We start from the raw sequence: 19,371 nt of genomic DNA, 5'->3' as shown, positions 1-19,371 counted from the left end.
CCCCACAAGGGGGAGGGTAAGCGGGGGGCTAGCCCGCAGCCCTTGCAGGCTCATCCTGCTGGAATGCGGCCAGCGCCGCCTTCAGACCGTCAGGTCCCTCAGCAACCAGCTGCGGCGTCGGCGAGAAGCCGGCGCCGAGCATCTTGCGGCCAAGCATGTGGTCGCCGGGACGGTTGACCGATTCGATACCGAGCAGCCGGTCGCCGGCATAGTGGTAGATCGAGAACTTGTTGTCGGGCAGATCTCCCAGCACGACATGGCTGTCGCCGCCGGCGGTCAGGCCGACCATTTGCAATTTCATGTCGCCGATGTCGGACCAGAACCATGGCACCGCCGAATAGGCGTCGGGGTGGCCCGATATCGTGCGCGCGGCAAGCCGCGCCTGGTCGGTGGCATTCTGCACCGATTCCAGCCGCACGTCGCCGCCGGTGAGCCAGTGACGGTAAGAGGCAGCATCGCCAATAGCGAGAATCTCCGGCATCGATGTGCGCATTTGATGATCGACGCGAATGCCGTTGGCGATGCTGAGGCCGGCCGCCTGCGCCAGTTCTAAATTGGGCACGGCACCAACGCCGACGATGAGCATGCGCGCCGGCAGCCTTTCGCCTGATGAGGTGATGGCGGCCGTGACATGACCGTTTTCGCCATCGAGCCTGGCGATCGAGGTGCCGGTGAGGATGCGCACGCCTGTCGCCTCCAGCCGTTGCCGGACGTGGCTCGCCACGACCGGCGCCACGGCGCGGCCGAGCAGCCGGTCCACCGCCTCGACCACTGTCACCGTGCGACCGGCGGCCCTCAACGTGGCTGCGATCTCCAACCCGATGAAACCGCCGCCGAGGATGACGACTTCGTCGCTTTGCGCGCTGAGGTCGCGGATCAGCCGCGCATCGGCCAGCGAGCGCAGCGACAGCACACCGGACAGGTCGGCACCGGGCAGCGGCAGCGTGCGCGGGCGCGAGCCTGTCGCCAGGATCAGATGGTCAAAGGCCAGCGCACCACCGCCGGCAATATCCAAACTGCGGCGTCCGGCATCGATCCGATCGATCCTGACGCCAGGCCGGTAATCGATGGCGCTGCCGGTGTAAAAGGCCTCGCCGCGCAAGGGTTGCGGCTTGGCCTCGGCATCCTTGATGAAAGTCTTCGACAGCGGCGGCTTGTGATAGGGAAGTTCGTCCTCATCCCCAACGAGGATCACCGGCCCGTCATAGCCGTCTTCGCGCAGACTGGCGGCCGCTTGCACGCCCGCATGACCCGCGCCGACAATGACCACACCGTTCTTCATCGCATCCAATCCTGATTCTACCCTAGGATGTTTCGCCAGATGGCAATTGTCTGGCACCGCTGCAAGCGAGCTTTTGCGGGTCGCATCCGGGATGGCGGCTGTCAATCGCACAGTTCAGCGGCAAGACCGGTGCAGGAAAATGCATAAAGTTGAGAGTCTTAGTTTAGAATAATTCTAAACTGTTGTTTCAATTGACTTTTCCTACGGATTGTCATTGACATCCGACGATGTCGCAGCTTTATGGAGGCTCGCGCGTCAGCGCATCCCTTTAATGTCTGGGCCTTGAACCCTTTCGATTGGAGGCATTTTGGTGTCTTTCTTCGGCGAACCGCGCGATGGCGCGGCATCTCTTGCGCCCAATGGCCCACAGATGGCCTGGCGCCGGTTGTTGCGCGCGCCGTTTACAGAATTTCCGAGAAACTGGAGAGTGATTATGACAGCACGATATGGCAGCAGGCTTGCGGCGATCGGCGCCACTGCCCTGCTGACGGCGGCGGTATTCGTGTTGCCGGCAAAGGCGGAAACCGATGCAAAGGCGGTCATCAAGACCTATTCCGACATCGCACTCGCCAAATACGAGGATTCGCTGACCACCGCGCAGGCGCTCGACAAGGCGGTCGACGCGCTGCTCGCCGCGCCATCGGTGGAAACCCTCAACGCTGCCCGTGACGCCTGGAAGGCATCGCGCGTTCCCTACCAGCAGACCGAGGTCTACCGCTTCGGCAACAAGATCGTCGACGACTGGGAAGGCAAGGTGAACTCCTGGCCGCTGGATGAAGGCTTGATCGACTACGTCGCCAAGAGCTACGGCACCGAATCGGACGCGAACGCGCTCTACACGGCCAATGTGATCGCCAACAAGGAGATCGAGATCAACGGCAAGAAGGTCGATGCACCGAAGCTTTCGCCGGAGTTCCTCTCCGGCACACTGCAGGGAGCCGGCGGCATCGAGGCCAATGTCGCCACCGGCTACCACGCCATCGAATTCCTGCTCTGGGGCCAGGACCTGCATGGCACCGGCCCGGGTGCCGGCGAGCGCCCCTATACCGACTACGACCTCAAGAACTGCACCGGCGGCAATTGCGATCGCCGCGCCGAGTATCTGAAATCGGCCAGCGACCTTCTGGTTTCGGATATTCAGGAGATGGTCGGCAACTGGAAGGAAGACGGCGCCGCCCGCAAGGCTCTCGTCGATGGCGAGCCGAACACGGCGATCTCGACCATCTTCACCGGCATGGGCTCGCTGTCCTACGGCGAACTGGCCGGCGAGCGCATGAAGCTCGGCCTGCTGCTGCATGATCCGGAAGAGGAGCACGATTGCTTCTCCGACAACACCTACAATTCGCATCTCTACGACGCCATCGGCATTCGCGCGGCCTATCGTGCGAGCTACACGCGTCTCGACGGCACCGTCGTTTCGGGTCCCTCGGTGGCCGATATGGTGAAGGCGGCCGATCCGGCGATCGACAAGGAACTGTCTGACAAGCTCGATCTCACCGTCGCCAAGATGGAGGCGATCAAGGCGCGTGCACTGGCCGGCGAGGCCTATGACCAGCAGATCGCCGAGGGCAACGTTGAGGGCAACGCCACCGTGCAGGCGGCGATCGATGCGCTGGTCGATCAGACCAAGTCGATTGAGCGCGCCGTCGGCTCCCTGAAGCTCAGCACCATCGCCTTCGAAGGGTCCGACAGCCTCGACGCGCCGGACAAGGTGTTCAAGTAAGGGCCGAAAGACAGGAGACTGATCCGGAGCCGGACAACCGGCTCTGGAACGGCCTCCGCTAGAAAATCAAGCCACACGGCGCGGGAGACGCCGTCAGCCAGCCGAGCAAGCCAATGCTGATTTGTCATTGCAATATCATCACCGAGAAGGAGATCGAGCAGACGATCGTCGCGCTGCTGGACCAGGATCCCTGGCAGCTGATCGTGCCGGCGAAGATCTATCATGCCATGCAAAAGCGCGGTCGCTGTTGCGGCTGCTTCCCAAATGTGGTGGAAACGATCATTCGGGTCACCGAAAATTACCACGCCCGCTCGGAGGCGAGCGGCGTGGATGTCGTTTCACACCTGGATCGCGTCAGAGGCCTGCGCGTCCAATACGGGAGCAGAATTCATGAAAGGCGATCCGCAGATCATCGAGCGGCTTAACGAGGCTCTTTTTCTGGAGCTTGGGGCCGTCAATCAGTACTGGGTGCATTTCCGTCTGCTTGAGGACTGGGGATACGCCAAGCTGGCAAAGAAGGAGCGGGCGGAATCGATCGAGGAGATGCACCATGCCGACAAGCTCGTCGCCCGTATCATCTTCCTCGAAGGCCATCCGAACCTGCAGTCCGTGGCGCCACTGCGCATCGGGCAGAACGTCAAGGAAGTGCTCGAATCCGATCTTGCCGGCGAATATGACGCACGTACCGCCTACAAGCGGTCGCGCGAAATCTGCAACGACGCCGGCGACTACGTGACGATGAAGCTGTTCGAGGAATTGCTCGCCGACGAGGAGGGTCACATCGACTTTCTCGAGACGCAGCTCGACCTGCTTGCCTCGATCGGCGAGGAAAAATACGGCCAGCTCAACGCCGCATCGGCGGACGAGGCGGAGTAAGGGCATGCGGGAATGCGGCGCCTGCTAGAATTCGTGCGCCGCTCGCGGCGGGCCAATGGCTCGCCGCTCCTTCGCAAGACGCCGGCCGGATTGGCGCGTCGGCGCTATGTCGTGCTCGTGTTGGCGCTTGCCTCCTCGGCGATGGCCGGTGATCTTCAGCCTGCCGGGCTCGCCACCACGCGCACCGACCTCAATGCGAAGGACCAGGCGCGCGTCATCGCCGTCACCAGGCCGACCGCGGATTTTTCCAGGCCAGAGCAGTTCGAACTGATGCAAGGTGGCGCCGGCACGTCCCGGAAGGACGTCAGCCGCGATTCCTTCTCGCAATCCTCGGCCAACATCACCTTCGAGGAAGAGGGCGACTTCAAGCTCGGCAATGCCCTTTTCCGCAAGAACTGGGTCTCGTCGCCATCCTCGACGCAGGCGTCGGACGGGCTCGGCCCGCTGTTCAACGAACGTGCCTGCCAGAACTGCCATCTGAAGGATGGCCGCGGCCGCCCGCCGCAAGGCGACGTCGGCACCACGTCGATGTTCCTGCGGCTGGCCCGTGACGCCAGCAGCGCGGAAGAGAAGGCGGCGCTTGCCGACCACGAGGTGCTCAACTTCCCCGACCCGGTCTACGGCAGGCAATTGCAGGAGCTCGCCGTACCCGGCCTGCCCGGTGAAGGCAGGATGCATGTCGACTACCAAGAACGTAAGGTAGAGCTGACGGACCGCACTGTGATCTCCTTGCGCAAGCCGAGCTATTCGGTTGACGGCCTTGGCTACGGGCCGCTTGACCCACGCACCACGCTGTCGCCGCGCCTGACCCCGCCGATGATCGGCTTGGGCCTGATCGAACAGATCGCGCCGGCTGATATTCTCGCCCACGCCGATCCAGACGACAGGGACCGCGACGGCATTTCCGGCAGGCCGAACATCGTGCGCGATAGCCTGAACGGAAAACTGACGCTTGGCCGTTTCGGCTGGAAGGCACAGACCGCGTCGATCCGCCAGCAGGCGGCGGACGCCTTTGCCGGCGACATCGGCATCTCGACGCCCGAAGAGCCGAAGCATTGGGGCGATTGCACTGCTGCGGAGGCAAAATGCCTCGACATGCCGAACGGCGTGCAGCAGCGTCTTGGCCCGGTCGAGGCGCCGCCGCCGGTGATGGATCTCGTCACCTTCTATTCGCAGAACCTGGCCGTGCCGCCGCGCCGCGACCTCGACCGGCCCGACGTGCTCGCGGGCAAAAAAACATTCTACGAGATCGGCTGCATTGCCTGCCACACGCCGAAATTCGTCACGCGCCGCGATACGCCCAACAAGGCGCAGGCCTTCCAGCTGATCTGGCCCTATTCCGACTTCCTGCTGCACGACATGGGGCCTGATCTGGCCGATGGCCAGGCCGTGGGAGATGCGACGGGCAATGAATGGCGCACGCCGCCGCTGTGGGGCATCGGCCTGACCGAGACGGTCAACGGCAATTCCTTCTTCCTGCATGACGGGCGCGCGCGCAGCCTGACCGAGGCGATCCTGTGGCATGGCGGCGAGGCGCAGAAAGCGCGCGACCGCTTTGCCGCCGCCAGTGCGACTGAGCGTGACGCGCTGCTCAAATTCCTGGAGTCACTGTGATGTTCAAGCGTTCTGCATTGTTTCTCATTCTTGCGCTGGCATTGCTGGGCGTTGCCCCTGCGTCTGCGGCGGTCAAAGCCTCCGATATCATCCAGCGCGCGATCGATGGCTTCGTCCGCCCGGCCTATGCCGGCCTGCACGAGCATGCGGAAGCCTTGACCGGATCCATGCGCAAGCTGTGCGTCACGCCCTCGCAAGGAAAACTCGATGCCGCACGCGCCGAATTCTCCGCCACCGTCTATGCCTGGTCGTTAGCCGAAATCATCGGCTTCGGACCGATCAAGGAGAACAACCGGCTGGAGCGCATGCTGTTCTGGCCGGATCGCAAGAGCATCGGCCTGAAACAGGTACAGGCGGCGCTGTCCGACAAGGATCCGACCGCGACCGATCCGGCACAACTGGCCGGCAAGAGCGTTGCCATGCAGGGGCTGGGCGCGCTCGAATTCGTTCTTTACGGCGACGGCGCCGATGCACTTGCCGGCAAGGATGATCCCTACCGCTGCGCTTATGGCACTGCCGTTGCCGGCAACATCGAAACCATGGCCGGCGAGGTCAGCGCCGCCTGGAACAAGGCGGACGGCTTTGCCGCGCTTTGGGCCAATCCGGGGGCGCAGAACCCGCTCTACCGCGACGGCAACGAAGCGGTGACGGAACTGGTCGGCGTCTTCATCAACGAACTGGAAATGGTCCGCGACGTGCGCCTGAAAGGGTTTTTCGGCGGCAAGCCGGATGCGGACAAGCCGAAACAGGCAATCTATTGGCGCTCGCAGAACACCACCGCGTCACTGGCCGGCAATCTCTCCGGCATCGATACGCTGTTCCAGGCCTCGAAACTTGGCGATGCTCTGCCGGCCGATGCGCGCTGGATGGCCGAATCGATCCACATCCAGCTGGTCAACGGTGTCGCCACCGCCAAGGCGGTCAGCGGTCCAATCGACAAGGCGCTTGCCGATCCGGCGCTTCGTGACAAGCTCGATCATTTCGCGCTGATCACCTCCAGCCTGTCGGCCTTGATCGGCACGAGGTTGACCTCCGAATTCGGACTGACCGCAGGCTTCTCCTCGCTGGATGGGGACTGAATTGAAAACCCCTCTGATAGATCGCCGCGACTTCCTGAGAGCTGCAGGCGTTGGCTTCATGGCGACGATGACGCCCTCGGCCTGGGCAACCACGCTTGTGGCCGACGCCGTCTTCGCCACGGCTTTCGTCAAACGCGACGGCAGCTTTGGCGCTGCCGTCCTGTCCGAGGCCGGCAAGGTCCTGCATGCGATCGACCTGCCCGATCGCGGCCACGATGTCACCTTCGATCCCATATCGAAACGCTCGGTGGTCTTCGCGCGTCAGCCCGGCACCTTCGCCGTGGTTTTCGATCACTCGGGCCGTGACGCGCCGCTGACCATCGCCAGCATCGCCGGCCGGCATTTCTTCGGCCATGGCGTGTTCTCGGCCGACGGTGCGCTGCTCTATGCCACCGAAAACGACTTCGACAACGCCGCCGGCGTCGTCGGCGTCTACGATGCGCGGGCCAAATTCAGCCGTGTCGGCGAATTCCCGACCTATGGCGTGGGTCCGCACGAGCTTCTGCTCCTGGGCGATGGCAGGACGATCGCGGTTGCCAATGGCGGCATCGAGACCCATCCGGATTACGGCCGCGCCGAGCTCAACATTGCAACCATGAAGCCGTCCTATGTGCTGATAGACCGCGTCACCGGCGATCTTATCGAGAAGCACGAATTGCCGGCCGCACTGCATCAGCTGTCGATCCGCCACATGGACACCGATCGGTCCGGAAGCGTCTGGTTCGGCTGCCAGTACAGGGGGCCGGGCACCGATCGACCGTTGCTGGTCGGTCGCGCCGCCCGCGGCAAGGAGCTGCAGTTGCTGGACATGCCGCAGGACGTTTTGTCCGGCTTCCGCAACTACATAGGCTCGGTGGCCGCCAATCGGGCTGCCGGAACTGTCGCCGTTTCCTCGCCGGAAGGCAACTCGCTCGTCGTGATCGATGCGGCCAGCGGCCGGGTCGTTGCGAACAGCGCATTGGTCGAGGTCTGCGGCGTGGCGCCCGATGGAACCGGCTTCATGGCCACCACCGGCGCCGGCGAGATCGTCGAGGGCAGCGGTGCGACACGCTCCGAACCGGACTATGTCTGGGACAACCACATGCTGCGTATCGAACAGGCCGCATAGGCTACAAGCGAAGCCGCTTAACGAATTATGCACTATCCCCTTGCGGTGGCGGGCCGTGGCGGGCACAGGGAATTGTTTTTCGAACCGGTTGCCTCATGAAATTGCTTGCCATCGACTGTGCCGCCAACCTCTGCGCCGCTTGCGTCTATGACGCGACGGCGAAGCAGGAGCTTGGCCATCAGGTGCTCGATCTCGGCAAGGGCCATGCCGAGCAACTGATGGCGGTCATCGCCGAAGCGCTGGAGGCAAGCGCAACCGACTATGCAGGTCTTGGCGCCATCGCCGTCTCTGTCGGCCCCGGTTCTTTCACCGGTCTGCGCGTCGGCGTCTCGACCGCGCGTGGCCTGGCGCTGGCGCTGAAGATACCGGCGATAGGGGTGACGACACTGGAGGCGCTGGCCGCCGAAGCAGCAGCGGCATTTCCCGGTCGCGCCGTGCTGGCGGCGCTCGATGCCGGCCGTGAAGAGATCCACGCGGCCTTTTACGACGAAAGGTTAGTCTTGACTTACGGTCCGGCCGCGGCCACGCTGGCTGACGTGGTGGCTATGGCGAAGGAAACGTCTCCGGTGCTTGCCGGCACCGCGGCAGCGCTCATCAGCGCATCGGCCGGGCGCGAATTTGATGTCGGCCCTCGGACAGCCACCGCCGACATTGTCACCTACGCCCGCCTGGCTGCCGCCAAGGGCGCGGGCGAACGGCCGAAACCACTCTATATGCGCGGCGCCGACGCCAAGCCGCAGGCTGGCTTTATTCTATCAAGGCAAGAAAGATAAATGCGCATACCTTTTCTCCAACCACGCCGCCGGGACTACGCGCTCGAGCCGCTGAGGATCGCCGACAGTCCGGCGGTCTCGCTGCTGCATCGCGAGGACTTTGTCCGCCCCTGGACCGATGGCGAATTCGCCGCCCTGCTCGAACAGGACACCGTGTTCGGCTATGCCGCGCGCGAAACCGGACAGGGCTCCAAGCCGCCCGTTGGCTTCGTGCTGGCGAGGCTTGCGGCAGGCGAGGGCGAGATCCTGACCGTCGCGGTGGCGCGATCGCATCGTCGCCAGGGGCTGGGCTGGCAATTGATGGACGCGGTGTTGCGCGAACTGCACGCGCAGCGCGCCGAAGCGCTGTTCCTCGAGGTCGACGAGACCAATGTCGCGGCGATCGCGCTTTATCGTCGGCTGGGCTTCCGCGAGGTCGGCAAGCGGCCGAATTACTACAGATCGGCCGAACACGGACCGACCGGCGCGCTTGTCATGCGCCGCGATCTTCGCTAGCGAGACGGCCGGGATGGGGCGATGATCAAGAAAATCAGGATTTTCCTGGCGCTGGGCCTCGTTGTCGCCGGTTCGTTGGTCCTTGTGCCGCTACAGATTCTGTCGATGAAGACTGGCTGGTGGCCGGAAACCTTCATCCTCAAGGTCTGGCACAGGCTGATCGTCAGGGCGCTCGGCATGCGCATCCATGTCAAGGGAGCGCTGTCCGACAAGCGCCCGCTGCTGGTTGCGTCCAATCACATCTCCTGGACCGACATCATGGTGCTCGGCTCTTTTGCCGACGTAAAGTTCATCGCCAGGGCGGATATGGAAGGCTGGCCGCTGATCGGCATGCTGTCGAAGCTGCAGCGCACCGTCTTCATCGAGCGCGAGCGCAAGCGTTCGTCGGGCGACCAGGCAAGCGAGATTGCCAGCCGCATGGCCAAGGGCGATGCGATGGTGCTGTTTGCCGAGGGCTCGACCGGCGACGGCAATATGGTCCTGCCGTTCAAGAGCACGCTGTTCGGCGCCGCCTCGATGGCGATTTCCGAAGGCGCGGCGGAACAGGTGTTCATCCAGCCGGTGGCGATCGCCTATACGCGTCTGCACGGCGTGACGCTCGGCCGCCGGCATCGCCCGCTTGCCGCCTGGATCGGCGATGAGGATTTGATGCCGCATCTCAAGGTTCTGCTGGCGGAGGGCGCGCTCGACGTCGAGGTGCATTTCGGCGAGGCAATCGCCTTTTCCAAGGGTTCGAACCGCAAGGAGACGTCGAAACTGATGGAAAGCCAGGTGCGTGAGATGATGCAGGCGGCGCTTGCCGACCCGCGGCCGAGCCGGTAGCTCCGGCACGCTCTTGCTGGCGCGGGCCGAGAATCGTCTGTTTTTTGTCACGGAAAGGCGTTAGAAGCCGCCTTATGGACTTGAACACGATAGAAAGCGACGACATCGGCACTACGGCTGGACAGCCGGCGGTGCTTCCCGCGGCAGCGAGAAAAGTCTTCATCAAGACCTATGGCTGCCAGATGAATGTCTATGATTCACAGCGTATGGCCGATGCGCTGGCTGCCGACGGCTATTCCGCGACCGATGCCATTGGCGAGGCCGACCTGGTGCTGCTGAACACCTGTCATATCAGGGAGAAGGCGGCCGAAAAGGTCTATTCCGAGCTCGGCCGTATCCGCGATATGAAAGCCGAGCGTGCCCTGGCCGGCCGTGAGATGCTGGTCGGCGTCGCCGGCTGCGTGGCGCAGGCCGAAGGCGCCGAGATCATCCGCCGTTCGCCGGCAGTCGACCTGGTCATCGGTCCGCAGACCTATCACCGGCTCCCGGACGTGCTGGCGCGGGTGCGCGGCGGCGAAAAGATCGTCGAGACCGACTACGCCCTCGAGGACAAGTTCGAGCACCTGCCGCAGCCCAAGCGCGCCGAGGTCATCAAGCGCGGCGTCACCGCCTTCCTCACCGTGCAGGAAGGCTGCGACAAGTTCTGCACCTTCTGCGTTGTGCCCTATACAAGGGGCTCCGAGGTCTCCCGGCCGGTGGCGCAGATTGTCGCGGAGGCTGAGCGCCTGGCCGAAGCCGGCGTGCGCGAAGTGACGCTGCTCGGCCAGAACGTCAATGCCTGGCATGGCCAGGGCGGGAGCGGTCAGGAGTGGGGGCTTGGCCGCCTGCTGTTCAGGCTGGCCGAAATCCCCGGGCTGGCGCGTTTGCGCTACACCACCAGCCACCCGCGCGACATGGATGACGAACTGATAGCGGCCCATCGCGATCTGCCGGCATTGATGCCTTATCTGCATCTGCCGGTGCAATCCGGCTCCGACCGCATCCTCAAGGCGATGAATCGCCGGCACACGGCGAGGGATTATCTGGCGCTGCTCGACCGTATCCGTACCGCGCGGCCTGACATTGCGCTCTCCGGCGACTTCATCGTCGGCTTTCCCGGCGAGACCGAGGCGGATTTCGAGGCGACCATGGAGCTGGTGCGTCAGGTGAATTACGCCTCGGCCTTTTCGTTCAAATATTCGCCGCGCCCCGGCACGCCGGGCGCCGAAATGTCCGATCACGTGCCGGAAACGGTCAAGGACGAGCGCTTGCAGAGACTGCAGGCTCTGCTTGTGAAGCAGCAGCAGGATTTCGGTTTGAGCCTCGTCGGAAGCGCCATCGACACGCTGATCGAGAAGCCCGGCCGTCAGGCCGGCCAGAAGGTTGGCCGCTCGCCTTGGCTGCAGCCGGTTATTGTTGATGAAAAGGCCGGCGAAATCGGTGACATTATCCAGGTGCGAATCACGAAGACGGGCTACAACAGCCTGTTCGCCGAATTGGCCTGAGGGTCTCGGCAGATGAGGAGAGACGGTTGAGCGCAGCAGAGCTGAAGAACCTGCCCCCGGTACCGGCATCTGGGGCTTCTGACATGGCGCACATCGTTCTGACTTTCGACAACAACAAGCTTGCCAGCGCCCTTTACGGTCAGTTCGACGAAAATCTCGCGCGGCTCGAGCAAAAGCTCGGTGTCGACATCCGCTCGCGCGGCAACCAGCTGACCATCAAAGGGTCTGCTTCGGCTGCCGAGCAGGCGCGCCGGGCATTGGACAATCTCTACGGCATTCTCCAGAAGGGCGTCGATATCGGCCAGTCCGATGTCGACGGCGCCGTGCGCATGGCGATCGCCGCCGACGATCAGCTGACGCTGCCGACGCTGGAACGCAAGGGCAAGGTCTCCGCTGCCCAGATCGCCACCCGCAAGAAGACGATCTATGCCCGTTCACTCAACCAGGACGCCTATATGCGGGCGCTGGAACGGTCGGAACTGGTGTTCGGCATCGGCCCGGCCGGCACCGGCAAGACCTATCTGGCGGTGGCCCATGCGGCGATGCTGCTCGAGCGCGGCATGGTCGAGCGCATCATTCTCTCGCGGCCTGCGGTCGAGGCCGGCGAACGGCTGGGCTTCCTGCCCGGCGACATGAAGGAGAAGGTCGATCCCTATCTGCGGCCGCTCTATGACGCGCTCTACGACATGATGCCCGCCGACAAGGTCGAGCGCGCCATTGCCGCCGAAGTGATCGAGATCGCGCCGCTCGCCTTCATGCGCGGCCGCACGCTGGCGCATGCCGCCGTCATCCTCGACGAGGCGCAGAACACCACGCCGATGCAGATGAAGATGTTCCTGACGCGTCTGGGCGAAAATTCGCGCATGATCGTCACCGGCGATCCGACCCAGATCGACCTTCCTTCGAACACCAAATCGGGACTGGTCGAAGCCTTGCGGGTGCTGGACGGCGTGGCGGGCGCGGTCACCGTGCGCTTCAACGACGGCGATGTGGTCCGCCATCCGCTGGTGGCGGAAATCGTCAGGGCCTACGACCGGGACGCCAAGCTGGCGCGCGGCCTCGGCGCCGAGAATTGATGTTGACGATGCGGCTTCATGCCTGAGGACATAACATCCGGCGACGGGAATGTTCCCGTCGACATCGACATATCGGTTGAGGCGGGCAACTGGCCCGACGAGGCAAGCCTGACGCGGCTGGTCGATCGCGCCGTCAAGGCGGCTTTTGCCGAAACCGGCGTGGCGGGCCGTTCCGAACTCAGCCTCGTTTTTACCGACGACGCCCATGTCCGGGTTCTCAACGCCGGCTGGCGCGGCAAGGACAAGCCGACCAATGTCTTGTCTTTCCCGGCTTTTCCGTTTGTGCAAGGCGGACCGTTGCCGCCGATGCTGGGCGACATCGTGCTCGCCGCCGAGACGGTCGCGCGTGAAGCGGCACTGGAAGACAAGCCTGTCGAGAACCATATCACCCATCTCGTCATCCACGGCCTGCTGCATTTGCTGGGTTACGATCACGAGACCGACACTGAAGCCGAGGCGATGGAAACCGTCGAACGCGCGGCGCTTGCAAGGCTTGCCATTCCCGACCCCTACGCGTAACTACATCTGATCAATTGACCGGACGACGATGAACGACAAACCAGAAACTGCCGCCCGCCCCGACGCCGGCAGTGCGACCAAGGCTTCCGACACGTCGGAAGAGGGATCAAGTCCGAGTACCGTTACCTCTGGTGCTAACAGTACCTCTGGCGCTAGCGGTACCTCTGCTGCTGCCGGTGCTGGCAGCGTTGCCAGCGAGACGTTGCCTGCCGGTCCCTCCCTGTTCGACCGCGTTCTGGGCCTCTTTCGGCAACGCAACGGAACCAGCCTGCGTGAGGAAATTGCCGGCGCGCTTGCCGAGACGACGAGCGATGCCGGCGCCTTCTCGCCCGGCGAACGCGCCATGCTCAACAACATCCTGCGGCTGCGCGAAGTGCGCGTCGAGGACGTCATGGTACCGCGCGCCGACATTCAGGGGGTCGAAATCACGACGACGCTCGGCGATCTCCTGGGCACTTTCGAACAATCCGGCCATTCCCGCATGCCGGTCTATTCCGAGACGCTCGATGATCCGCGCGGCATGGTCCATATCCGTGACGTGCTGGCCCACATCACCAAGATCGCGCGCGTCAAGAAGGGCCGCACGACCAGGAAAACCCCCGCTGCCACGGTTCTCGATCTTGCCCAGGTCGACCTCGCACGCACCATTGGCGACCTCAATCTGATCCGCCCGGTGCTGTTCGTGCCGCCGTCGATGCTTGCCTCCGACCTGATGGGCCGCATGCAGACGACGCGCACGCAAATGGCGCTGGTCATCGATGAATATGGCGGCACCGACGGTCTTGCCTCGCTGGAAGACATCGTCGAGATGGTGGTCGGCGACATCGAGGACGAGCATGACGACGACGAGCCGATGATCACCCAGAGCGGCGACGGCGTGTTCATCGTCGACGGCAAGGCCGAGATCGACGACGTGGCCAAGATGATCGGCGGGGATTTCGCCGCCGGTGAACATGGCGAATATGTCGACACGATCGGCGGCATGATTTTCAACACGCTTGGCCGTGTTCCGGCCCGCGGCGAGGTGGTGCAGGCCATACCCGGCTTCGAATTCCACGTCCTCGATGCTGATCCGCGCCGCGTCAAGCGCGTGCGCATCGTGCAGAGCCAGAAGGGTGAGCGCCGCCGGCGCGCCACCGCGCGCACCGAACAGGCGTGAGCGTCACGCTCGCCCGATGACTGTCGACGACCCGTTCAAGCATCCAAGTCTGGGGTCTGGTGTCTTCTACAAGGACCCTCGTGCCGCGCTGGATTGGCTGGAAGCCGCCTTCGGCTTCGAGCGCAGCATGGTGGTCAGCGATGCCGAGGGAAAACTCATCCATGCAGAGATGCGGTTCGGCGACAGCTACATCATCGTCGATTCCGAATGGAGCGATTATGTCGCCAGCCCGGCTTCGGTCTCGGGCAGCAACACGCAGTCGATCTATATCAGGCTGAAGGGCGGCCTGGATGCGCATTGCGAGCAGGCGCGGGCGACCGACGCCGGGATAATCCAGGAGCCGGCGGATCAGTTCTACGGTGAGCGCCAGTATCGTTCCCGCGACCCCGAGGGCCATGTCTGGACCTTCACGCAGACCATCCGTTCGGTTCCGCGCGAGGAGGCCGAGCGGCTGGGGAGCGTTCAAATCGAGGGTTGGCACTGGTAGGGCAGGGCCGGAGCTGTGCATCTCAGCCAGCCCATCCGCCGTTTGGAGCGCGGAGCGCAGCCTGTTAAATCTTGTGTCCTGATTCGCGACTCGGAAGTATGCATGGAGCGCCTCACCGGCCGGATAATTCTGCTTTGGGGTTGGCGGCGTGCGCTCGTGGCGTTTCTCGCAGGTGCCTTGGCGGTGCTTGGTCAGGCGCCTTACGATTTCTTCGCCGCCTGTTTCGTCTCGTTTCCGCTGCTGGTCTGGCTGCTCGACGGCGCCACCGGTGAAGCTTCCGGCAGTCTGTTCCGGCGTCTACGGCCGGCTTTTGCCGTCGGTTGGTGGTTCGGTTTCGGCTATTTCCTCGCCGGCCTCTGGTGGATCGGTTCGGCGCTGCTGGTCGAGGCCGACAGCTTTGCCTGGGCGCTCCCCTTCGCCGTGGTCGGCATTCCTTTCATGCTCGCCTTTTTCTACGGCTTTGCGGCAATCGTTGCCCGGCTGCTGTGGAGCAACGACATTGGCCGCATCGCCGCCCTTGCCTTCGGCTTCGGCCTGGCGGAATGGCTGCGCGATTTCCTGTTCACCGGTTTTCCCTGGAATGCCGTCGGCTACGCGGCCATGCCCGTGCCGCTGCTGATGCAGAGCGTCTCGGTGACGGGCATGATCGGCATGAACGCGCTCGCCGTGTTCGTCTTCGCACTGCCGGCACTGCTGGCGGCACGTCGGCACCTGCGCCTCGGCGCGGCACTGTTTGTCATGCTCGCCGCCGCCCATGTCGGCTTCGGCTATGTCAGGCTTGGCGCTCCCGAACCGCCAGCTTCACGCAGCCTGGATGTCCGCATCGTTCAGCCGGCCGTGGACCTGTCGGAAAAATGGGATGCCTCGGTGCGCGACCGCATCTTCGCGGTCCTGATGGGGCTCTCGGCCAAGGCGCCGGACCCAGGCCATCAAAAGCCGCAGCTGATCCTGTGGCCCGAAACCTCGGTGCCTTTCCTCTTCACCGAGCGTCCGGACGCATTGACGGCGCTGGGAGACATGCTCGGATCCGGCCAGATGCTGATTGCCGGCGTCGTTCGCGAGGAAGGCGGTTCGGCCGCGAATGCCGACAGCCGTTACTACAACTCCGTGGTGGCGATCGACGACAAGGGTGAAATCGCTGACGCCGTCGACAAGGTTCACCTGGTGCCGTTCGGCGAATACCTGCCTTTCGCCGATCTGCTCCAGCGTTTCGGCATCGAGCAACTGGTTGCCGGGCCGATGAGTTTCGCGGCCGGCAATGAGCGGCACGCCATCACGCTGCCCGATGGCATCCGTGCGCTGCCATTTATCTGTTATGAGGTGATCTTTCCCGATCTTGTGGCAGTTGACGCTGCGTCAGCGCAGCTTATTGTGAACGTTACCAACGATGCGTGGTTCGGCGACACGCCGGGTCCGTATCAGCATTTCAGGCAGGCCCAGATCCGCGCGGTGGAAAATGGATTGCCATTGGTACGTGCTGCCAACAACGGCATCTCGGCCGTCGTCGATCCGCGCGGGCGCATCGTCGATGCGCTTGCGATCGACGCACGCGGCGCCATCGATGCCCACATACCGATTTCCGGACAGGCGCTCATATCTCCCGGCCAACGGCGCATTAACGGAATGCTGATCATGTTGCTGTTTGCCGTTGGGGCAGCGCTGTTGAACGTAAGGCAAAGGCTACGGGTGAATTGACAGCCAACACATTAGAAACTCATACTGTAAGTGCCTGAAAATTTCTCGAAGCCGGTGGATCGTTCTGTTGGGGCAGTTGCCTCCGGCTTTGTTTGGGCAAGAAAAAATAGAGAAAGCCGAAAAAATTCGGCGAGGAAAAAATGACAGAAGACAACAAGAAGAAACCGAATCCGATCGACATCCATGTTGGCAGTCGCATCCGGCTTCGCCGCAACATGCTGGGAATGAGCCAGGAAAAGCTGGGAGAAAACCTCGGCATCACATTTCAACAGATTCAGAAATATGAAAAAGGCACCAACCGCGTCGGCGCCAGCCGATTGCAGGCGATAGCGTCCATACTCGGCGTGCCGGTCGCCTTCTTTTTCGAGGATGCGCCCGGCCAGGAGCCCGTGGCGGGCCGTGGATTTGCCGAGGACGCGTCGATGGCTTTCGCTGTCGAATTCTGCGGCAGCCCTGAAGGCCTTCAGCTCAACCGGGCCTTTGTCAAGATCGCTGATGCCAAGGTGCGCCGCAGGATTATAGACCTGGTCAAGTCCCTCTCCGCCGACGATCCCGACTGATCCTCAATCACGCCAGCACCGGCGGCGTCTTGCCGCTGGTGGCACAAGATAACTGCATCGACATTCATGCCAGAGCCGAAGCACCGCTTGACGAGCGGCGCTTCGCCCCGCTAACACGTGGCGCGCCAAAATCGGCAGCCTGCCGATCGTTTTTCAAGAGGGGACACCCGTGACGCGGCAGAACTACTTCTTTACCTCGGAATCCGTTGCCGAGGGCCATCCCGACAAAGTCTGTGACCGGATTTCCGACGAGATCGTCGATCTGGTGTATCGCGAAGCCAAGAAGACCGGCATGGACCCGTGGAAAGTCCGTGTCGCCTGCGAGACGCTGGCCACCACCAACCGTGTCGTCATCGCCGGCGAAGTGCGTGTTCCCGACACGCTGCTCAAGAGGGACAAGGCGGGCAATATTCTCAAGGATGCCGCTGGGCATTCGGTCGTCAATCCGGCCAAGTTCAAGTCGGTCGCCCGCAAGGCGATCCGCGAAATCGGCTACGAGCAGGCCGGCTTTCACTGGAAAACCGCGAAGATCGAGGTTCTGCTGCACGGCCAGTCGCCTGACATCGGCCAGGGCGTCGACAATGCCTCCGACCGTCAGGGCGAAGAGGGTGCCGGCGACCAGGGCATCATGTTCGGCTACGCCTGCCGCGAGACGCCGGATCTGATGCCGGCGCCGATCTACTACAGCCACAAGATACTCGAATTGCTGGCGGCCGCCCGCCACGAGGGCAGCGGTGAAGCCGGCAGGCTCGGACCGGATGCCAAGAGCCAGGTCACCGTTCGCTATGTCGACGGCAAGGCCGCCGAGGCGACGCAGATCGTGCTGTCCACGCAGCATCTCGATGCGAGCTGGGATTCGAAGAAGGTCCGCAAGGTCGTCGAACCCTATATCCGGGAGGCGCTGGGCGAGCTGAAGATCGCCGACAACTGCATGTGGTACATCAATCCGACCGGCAAGTTCGTCATCGGCGGGCCGGACGGCGACGCCGGGCTGACCGGCCGCAAGATCATCGTCGACACCTATGGCGGTGCCGCACCCCATGGCGGCGGTGCCTTCTCCGGCAAGGACACCACCAAGGTGGATCGTTCGGCGGCCTATGCGGCGCGCTACCTGGCCAAGAACGTCGTGGCGGCGAAACTCGCCGACCGCTGCACCATCCAGCTTTCCTACGCCATCGGCGTTGCTCAGCCGCTGTCGGTCTATGTCGACTTGCACGGTACCGGCAAGGTCGACGAGGCAAAGCTCGAGGACGCGCTGCGCACGGTGATGGATCTGTCGCCGTCGGGTATCCGCCGTCACCTCGATCTCAACAAACCGATCTACGCCAAGACGTCGTCCTACGGCCATTTCGGCCGCAAGGCCGGCCGTGATGGGTCTTTCTCCTGGGAAAAGACCGATCTCGCCAAGGCGCTCAAGGACGCGGTCGCCGCCTGACAGCGGCGCCGCAAAGTCCCACCATGGATCCGAAGGACAGACCAAGCCGCGCGACCGAAGCCTTTTTCGGTCGCCGGCGCGGCAAAACCATGCGTCCGCAGCAGGCGGCCGCACTGGAAAGCGGCTTTGGCACATATCGGCTCGATCTGACGGCTGAACCGCCGGCTGATCTGCACGCTCTGTTTGAGACGGATGTCCGCGCGGTTCGCCTTGAGATTGGCTTCGGCGGTGGCGAGCATCTCCTGCATCGTGCGATCGAGGCGCCTTCGATCGGCTTTATCGGCGTCGAGCCCTTCGTCAACGGCATGGCCAAGATGATGATGGCGGTGCGCGAGAAACCACTCGCCAATCTGCGGGTCTATGACGACGACGCCACAAGGCTGCTCGACTGGCTGCCGCAAGCCTCGCTCGACGGCATCGATCTGCTCTATCCCGACCCCTGGCCGAAGAAGAAACACTGGAAGCGGCGCTTCGTCAGCCCGGTCAATCTCGAGCGGTTCGCGCGTGTGCTGAAGCCTGGTTCAAAATTCCGCTTCGCGTCCGACATCGACACCTATGTCAATTGGACCCTGCTGCATTGCCGCGCGCATGGCGCGTTCGCATGGCAGGCTTGCGAGGCGGCGGACTGGCACCTTTCCTATGAAGGTTGGCCGGGCACCCGTTACGAGGCCAAGGCCATTCGTGAGGGCCGGCGGCCGGCCTATCTTACCTTCATTCGGAAATAAGCTCGCGGTCTTAGAGAAATTCCTGGAAAGTGTGAAACGGTTTTCCGTCCGGAATTGCGTCAAAGCTAGAAGCGGCGGCCGATGCGATCGAAGGCGGCAGGCTCGACGCCGAGATTGCGCAGGTCGTCGGCGCGCGGCCTGCGACCGGCTTCCACGGCCCGCGAAGCGGCCACGGCGCTGCCGAATACGGTGAAGAAGTCGCCTATTGCAGAAAATATCTTGCGATTGCTCATGATCATGTCCTTTCGCGCACGTATGGCGCACGGCCACATTTGTGCAGCGCAACATAAATAGGTGCGTTTCAGCGCCAATCCCATGGGTATCGCCGCATAGGCGCCATGCGCCCCATGCAACGCTGGCGCGGGCCGCCTCGATGGCGGCGTTGCCCGACCAGCACAGGGCTTGAAACACAGGCCGTCATCGTCTATATCAGCCTCAAATTCTTGGTCGGTATGACGA

The 19,371-nt window shown here is 63.2% G+C and carries 20 protein-coding genes; 18 read left to right on the top strand and 2 right to left on the bottom strand.

All coding sequences use genetic code 11. The annotated features are described in order from the left end of the window. Positions 1 to 28: 28 nt before the first annotated feature. Entirely contained in the window at positions 29 to 1,282 is a 1,254-nt protein-coding gene (locus tag EN749_RS12020; RefSeq protein ID WP_127807971.1) for an FAD-dependent oxidoreductase, read from the bottom strand. A gap of 433 nt (positions 1,283 to 1,715) precedes the next feature. Here EN749_RS12020 and EN749_RS12015 point away from each other — a divergent pair, with 433 nt between their 5' ends. The 18 genes from EN749_RS12015 to EN749_RS11930 all read left to right on the top strand — a co-directional run bounded on the left by EN749_RS12015 (position 1,716) and on the right by EN749_RS11930 (position 18,912). After that, the gene (locus tag EN749_RS12015) at positions 1,716 to 3,005 is read left to right on the top strand and encodes an imelysin family protein (protein ID WP_128363215.1); all 1,290 of its coding nucleotides are present in this window, start codon (positions 1,716 to 1,718) and stop codon (positions 3,003 to 3,005) included. Positions 3,006 to 3,118: 113 nt separating this feature from the next. After that, positions 3,119 to 3,430 (top strand): (2Fe-2S)-binding protein, encoded by a 312-nt coding sequence (locus tag EN749_RS12010; RefSeq protein WP_127395538.1) that lies wholly within the window; start codon positions 3,119 to 3,121, stop codon positions 3,428 to 3,430. Next, positions 3,396 to 3,881, top strand: a complete 486-nt coding sequence (gene bfr, locus EN749_RS12005; RefSeq protein ID WP_013527914.1) for a bacterioferritin — start codon at positions 3,396 to 3,398, stop codon at positions 3,879 to 3,881. The genes EN749_RS12010 and bfr overlap by 35 nt, the downstream gene beginning before the upstream one ends. A 12-nt stretch (positions 3,882 to 3,893) precedes the next feature. Next, positions 3,894 to 5,495: a di-heme oxidoredictase family protein gene (locus EN749_RS12000; RefSeq protein WP_128363214.1), complete on the top strand. Its 1,602-nt coding sequence runs from the start codon at positions 3,894 to 3,896 to the stop codon at positions 5,493 to 5,495. Further along, positions 5,495 to 6,574: an imelysin family protein gene (locus EN749_RS11995; RefSeq protein ID WP_128363213.1), complete on the top strand. Its 1,080-nt coding sequence runs from the start codon at positions 5,495 to 5,497 to the stop codon at positions 6,572 to 6,574. Before EN749_RS12000 ends, EN749_RS11995 begins: the two co-directional genes overlap by 1 nt. Position 6,575: 1 nt before the next feature. After that, positions 6,576 to 7,682, top strand: coding sequence for a DUF1513 domain-containing protein (locus EN749_RS11990; RefSeq protein WP_127381323.1), 1,107 nt, complete (start codon positions 6,576 to 6,578; stop codon positions 7,680 to 7,682). Positions 7,683 to 7,777: 95 nt separating this feature from the next. After that, positions 7,778 to 8,455, top strand: a complete 678-nt coding sequence (gene tsaB / locus EN749_RS11985) for a tRNA (adenosine(37)-N6)-threonylcarbamoyltransferase complex dimerization subunit type 1 TsaB (RefSeq protein WP_127408641.1) — start codon at positions 7,778 to 7,780, stop codon at positions 8,453 to 8,455. Further along, the gene (gene rimI, locus EN749_RS11980) at positions 8,456 to 8,950 is read left to right on the top strand and encodes a ribosomal protein S18-alanine N-acetyltransferase (RefSeq protein ID WP_024503455.1); all 495 of its coding nucleotides are present in this window, start codon (positions 8,456 to 8,458) and stop codon (positions 8,948 to 8,950) included. A gap of 21 nt (positions 8,951 to 8,971) precedes the next feature. Continuing rightward, positions 8,972 to 9,772: a 1-acyl-sn-glycerol-3-phosphate acyltransferase gene (locus EN749_RS11975; protein WP_128363212.1), complete on the top strand. Its 801-nt coding sequence runs from the start codon at positions 8,972 to 8,974 to the stop codon at positions 9,770 to 9,772. Positions 9,773 to 9,846: 74 nt separating this feature from the next. Further along, entirely contained in the window at positions 9,847 to 11,256 is a 1,410-nt protein-coding gene (miaB, locus tag EN749_RS11970) for a tRNA (N6-isopentenyl adenosine(37)-C2)-methylthiotransferase MiaB (RefSeq protein WP_128363211.1), read from the top strand. 83 nt (positions 11,257 to 11,339) lie between these two features. Further along, positions 11,340 to 12,332 carry a PhoH family protein gene (locus EN749_RS11965; RefSeq protein ID WP_023758127.1) on the top strand — a complete coding sequence of 331 codons (993 nt, stop codon included), beginning with the start codon at positions 11,340 to 11,342 and terminating at the stop codon, positions 12,330 to 12,332. 18 nt (positions 12,333 to 12,350) lie between these two features. Further along, complete coding sequence (gene ybeY / locus EN749_RS11960; RefSeq protein WP_127327723.1) at positions 12,351 to 12,851, top strand: rRNA maturation RNase YbeY; 501 nt, start codon at positions 12,351 to 12,353, stop codon at positions 12,849 to 12,851. 28 nt (positions 12,852 to 12,879) lie between these two features. Next, a complete protein-coding gene (locus tag EN749_RS11955; RefSeq protein ID WP_128363210.1) occupies positions 12,880 to 14,010 on the top strand; it encodes a hemolysin family protein in 1,131 nt (376 codons plus the stop codon). 16 nt (positions 14,011 to 14,026) lie between these two features. Then, on the top strand, positions 14,027 to 14,497 hold the full coding sequence (locus EN749_RS11950; protein WP_128363209.1) for a VOC family protein: 471 nt from the start codon (positions 14,027 to 14,029) through the stop codon (positions 14,495 to 14,497). Between the two features lie 102 nt (positions 14,498 to 14,599). Next, on the top strand, positions 14,600 to 16,192 hold the full coding sequence (lnt, locus tag EN749_RS11945) for an apolipoprotein N-acyltransferase (RefSeq protein ID WP_127327720.1): 1,593 nt from the start codon (positions 14,600 to 14,602) through the stop codon (positions 16,190 to 16,192). Between the two features lie 140 nt (positions 16,193 to 16,332). After that, positions 16,333 to 16,752 carry a helix-turn-helix domain-containing protein gene (locus EN749_RS11940; protein WP_013527901.1) on the top strand — a complete coding sequence of 140 codons (420 nt, stop codon included), beginning with the start codon at positions 16,333 to 16,335 and terminating at the stop codon, positions 16,750 to 16,752. Between the two features lie 169 nt (positions 16,753 to 16,921). Beyond that, a complete protein-coding gene (gene metK / locus EN749_RS11935; protein WP_127266944.1) occupies positions 16,922 to 18,187 on the top strand; it encodes a methionine adenosyltransferase in 1,266 nt (421 codons plus the stop codon). 23 nt (positions 18,188 to 18,210) lie between these two features. Continuing rightward, positions 18,211 to 18,912: a tRNA (guanosine(46)-N(7))-methyltransferase TrmB gene (locus EN749_RS11930; protein WP_127399232.1), complete on the top strand. Its 702-nt coding sequence runs from the start codon at positions 18,211 to 18,213 to the stop codon at positions 18,910 to 18,912. A 65-nt stretch (positions 18,913 to 18,977) separates the two neighbouring features. On the opposite strand, the gene EN749_RS11925 is transcribed toward EN749_RS11930, so the two are convergent. After that, the gene (locus EN749_RS11925) at positions 18,978 to 19,145 is read right to left on the bottom strand and encodes a hypothetical protein (protein WP_013527898.1); all 168 of its coding nucleotides are present in this window, start codon (positions 19,143 to 19,145) and stop codon (positions 18,978 to 18,980) included. Between the last annotated feature and the right edge of the window lie 226 nt (positions 19,146 to 19,371).

It is taken from the genome of Mesorhizobium sp. M7A.F.Ca.ET.027.02.1.1 (genome assembly GCF_004022985.1).
Classification (GTDB): domain Bacteria; phylum Pseudomonadota; class Alphaproteobacteria; order Rhizobiales; family Rhizobiaceae; genus Mesorhizobium.
Note: the sequence above shows the minus strand (reverse complement) of the source record. Positions and strands in the feature narration are given on the sequence as shown.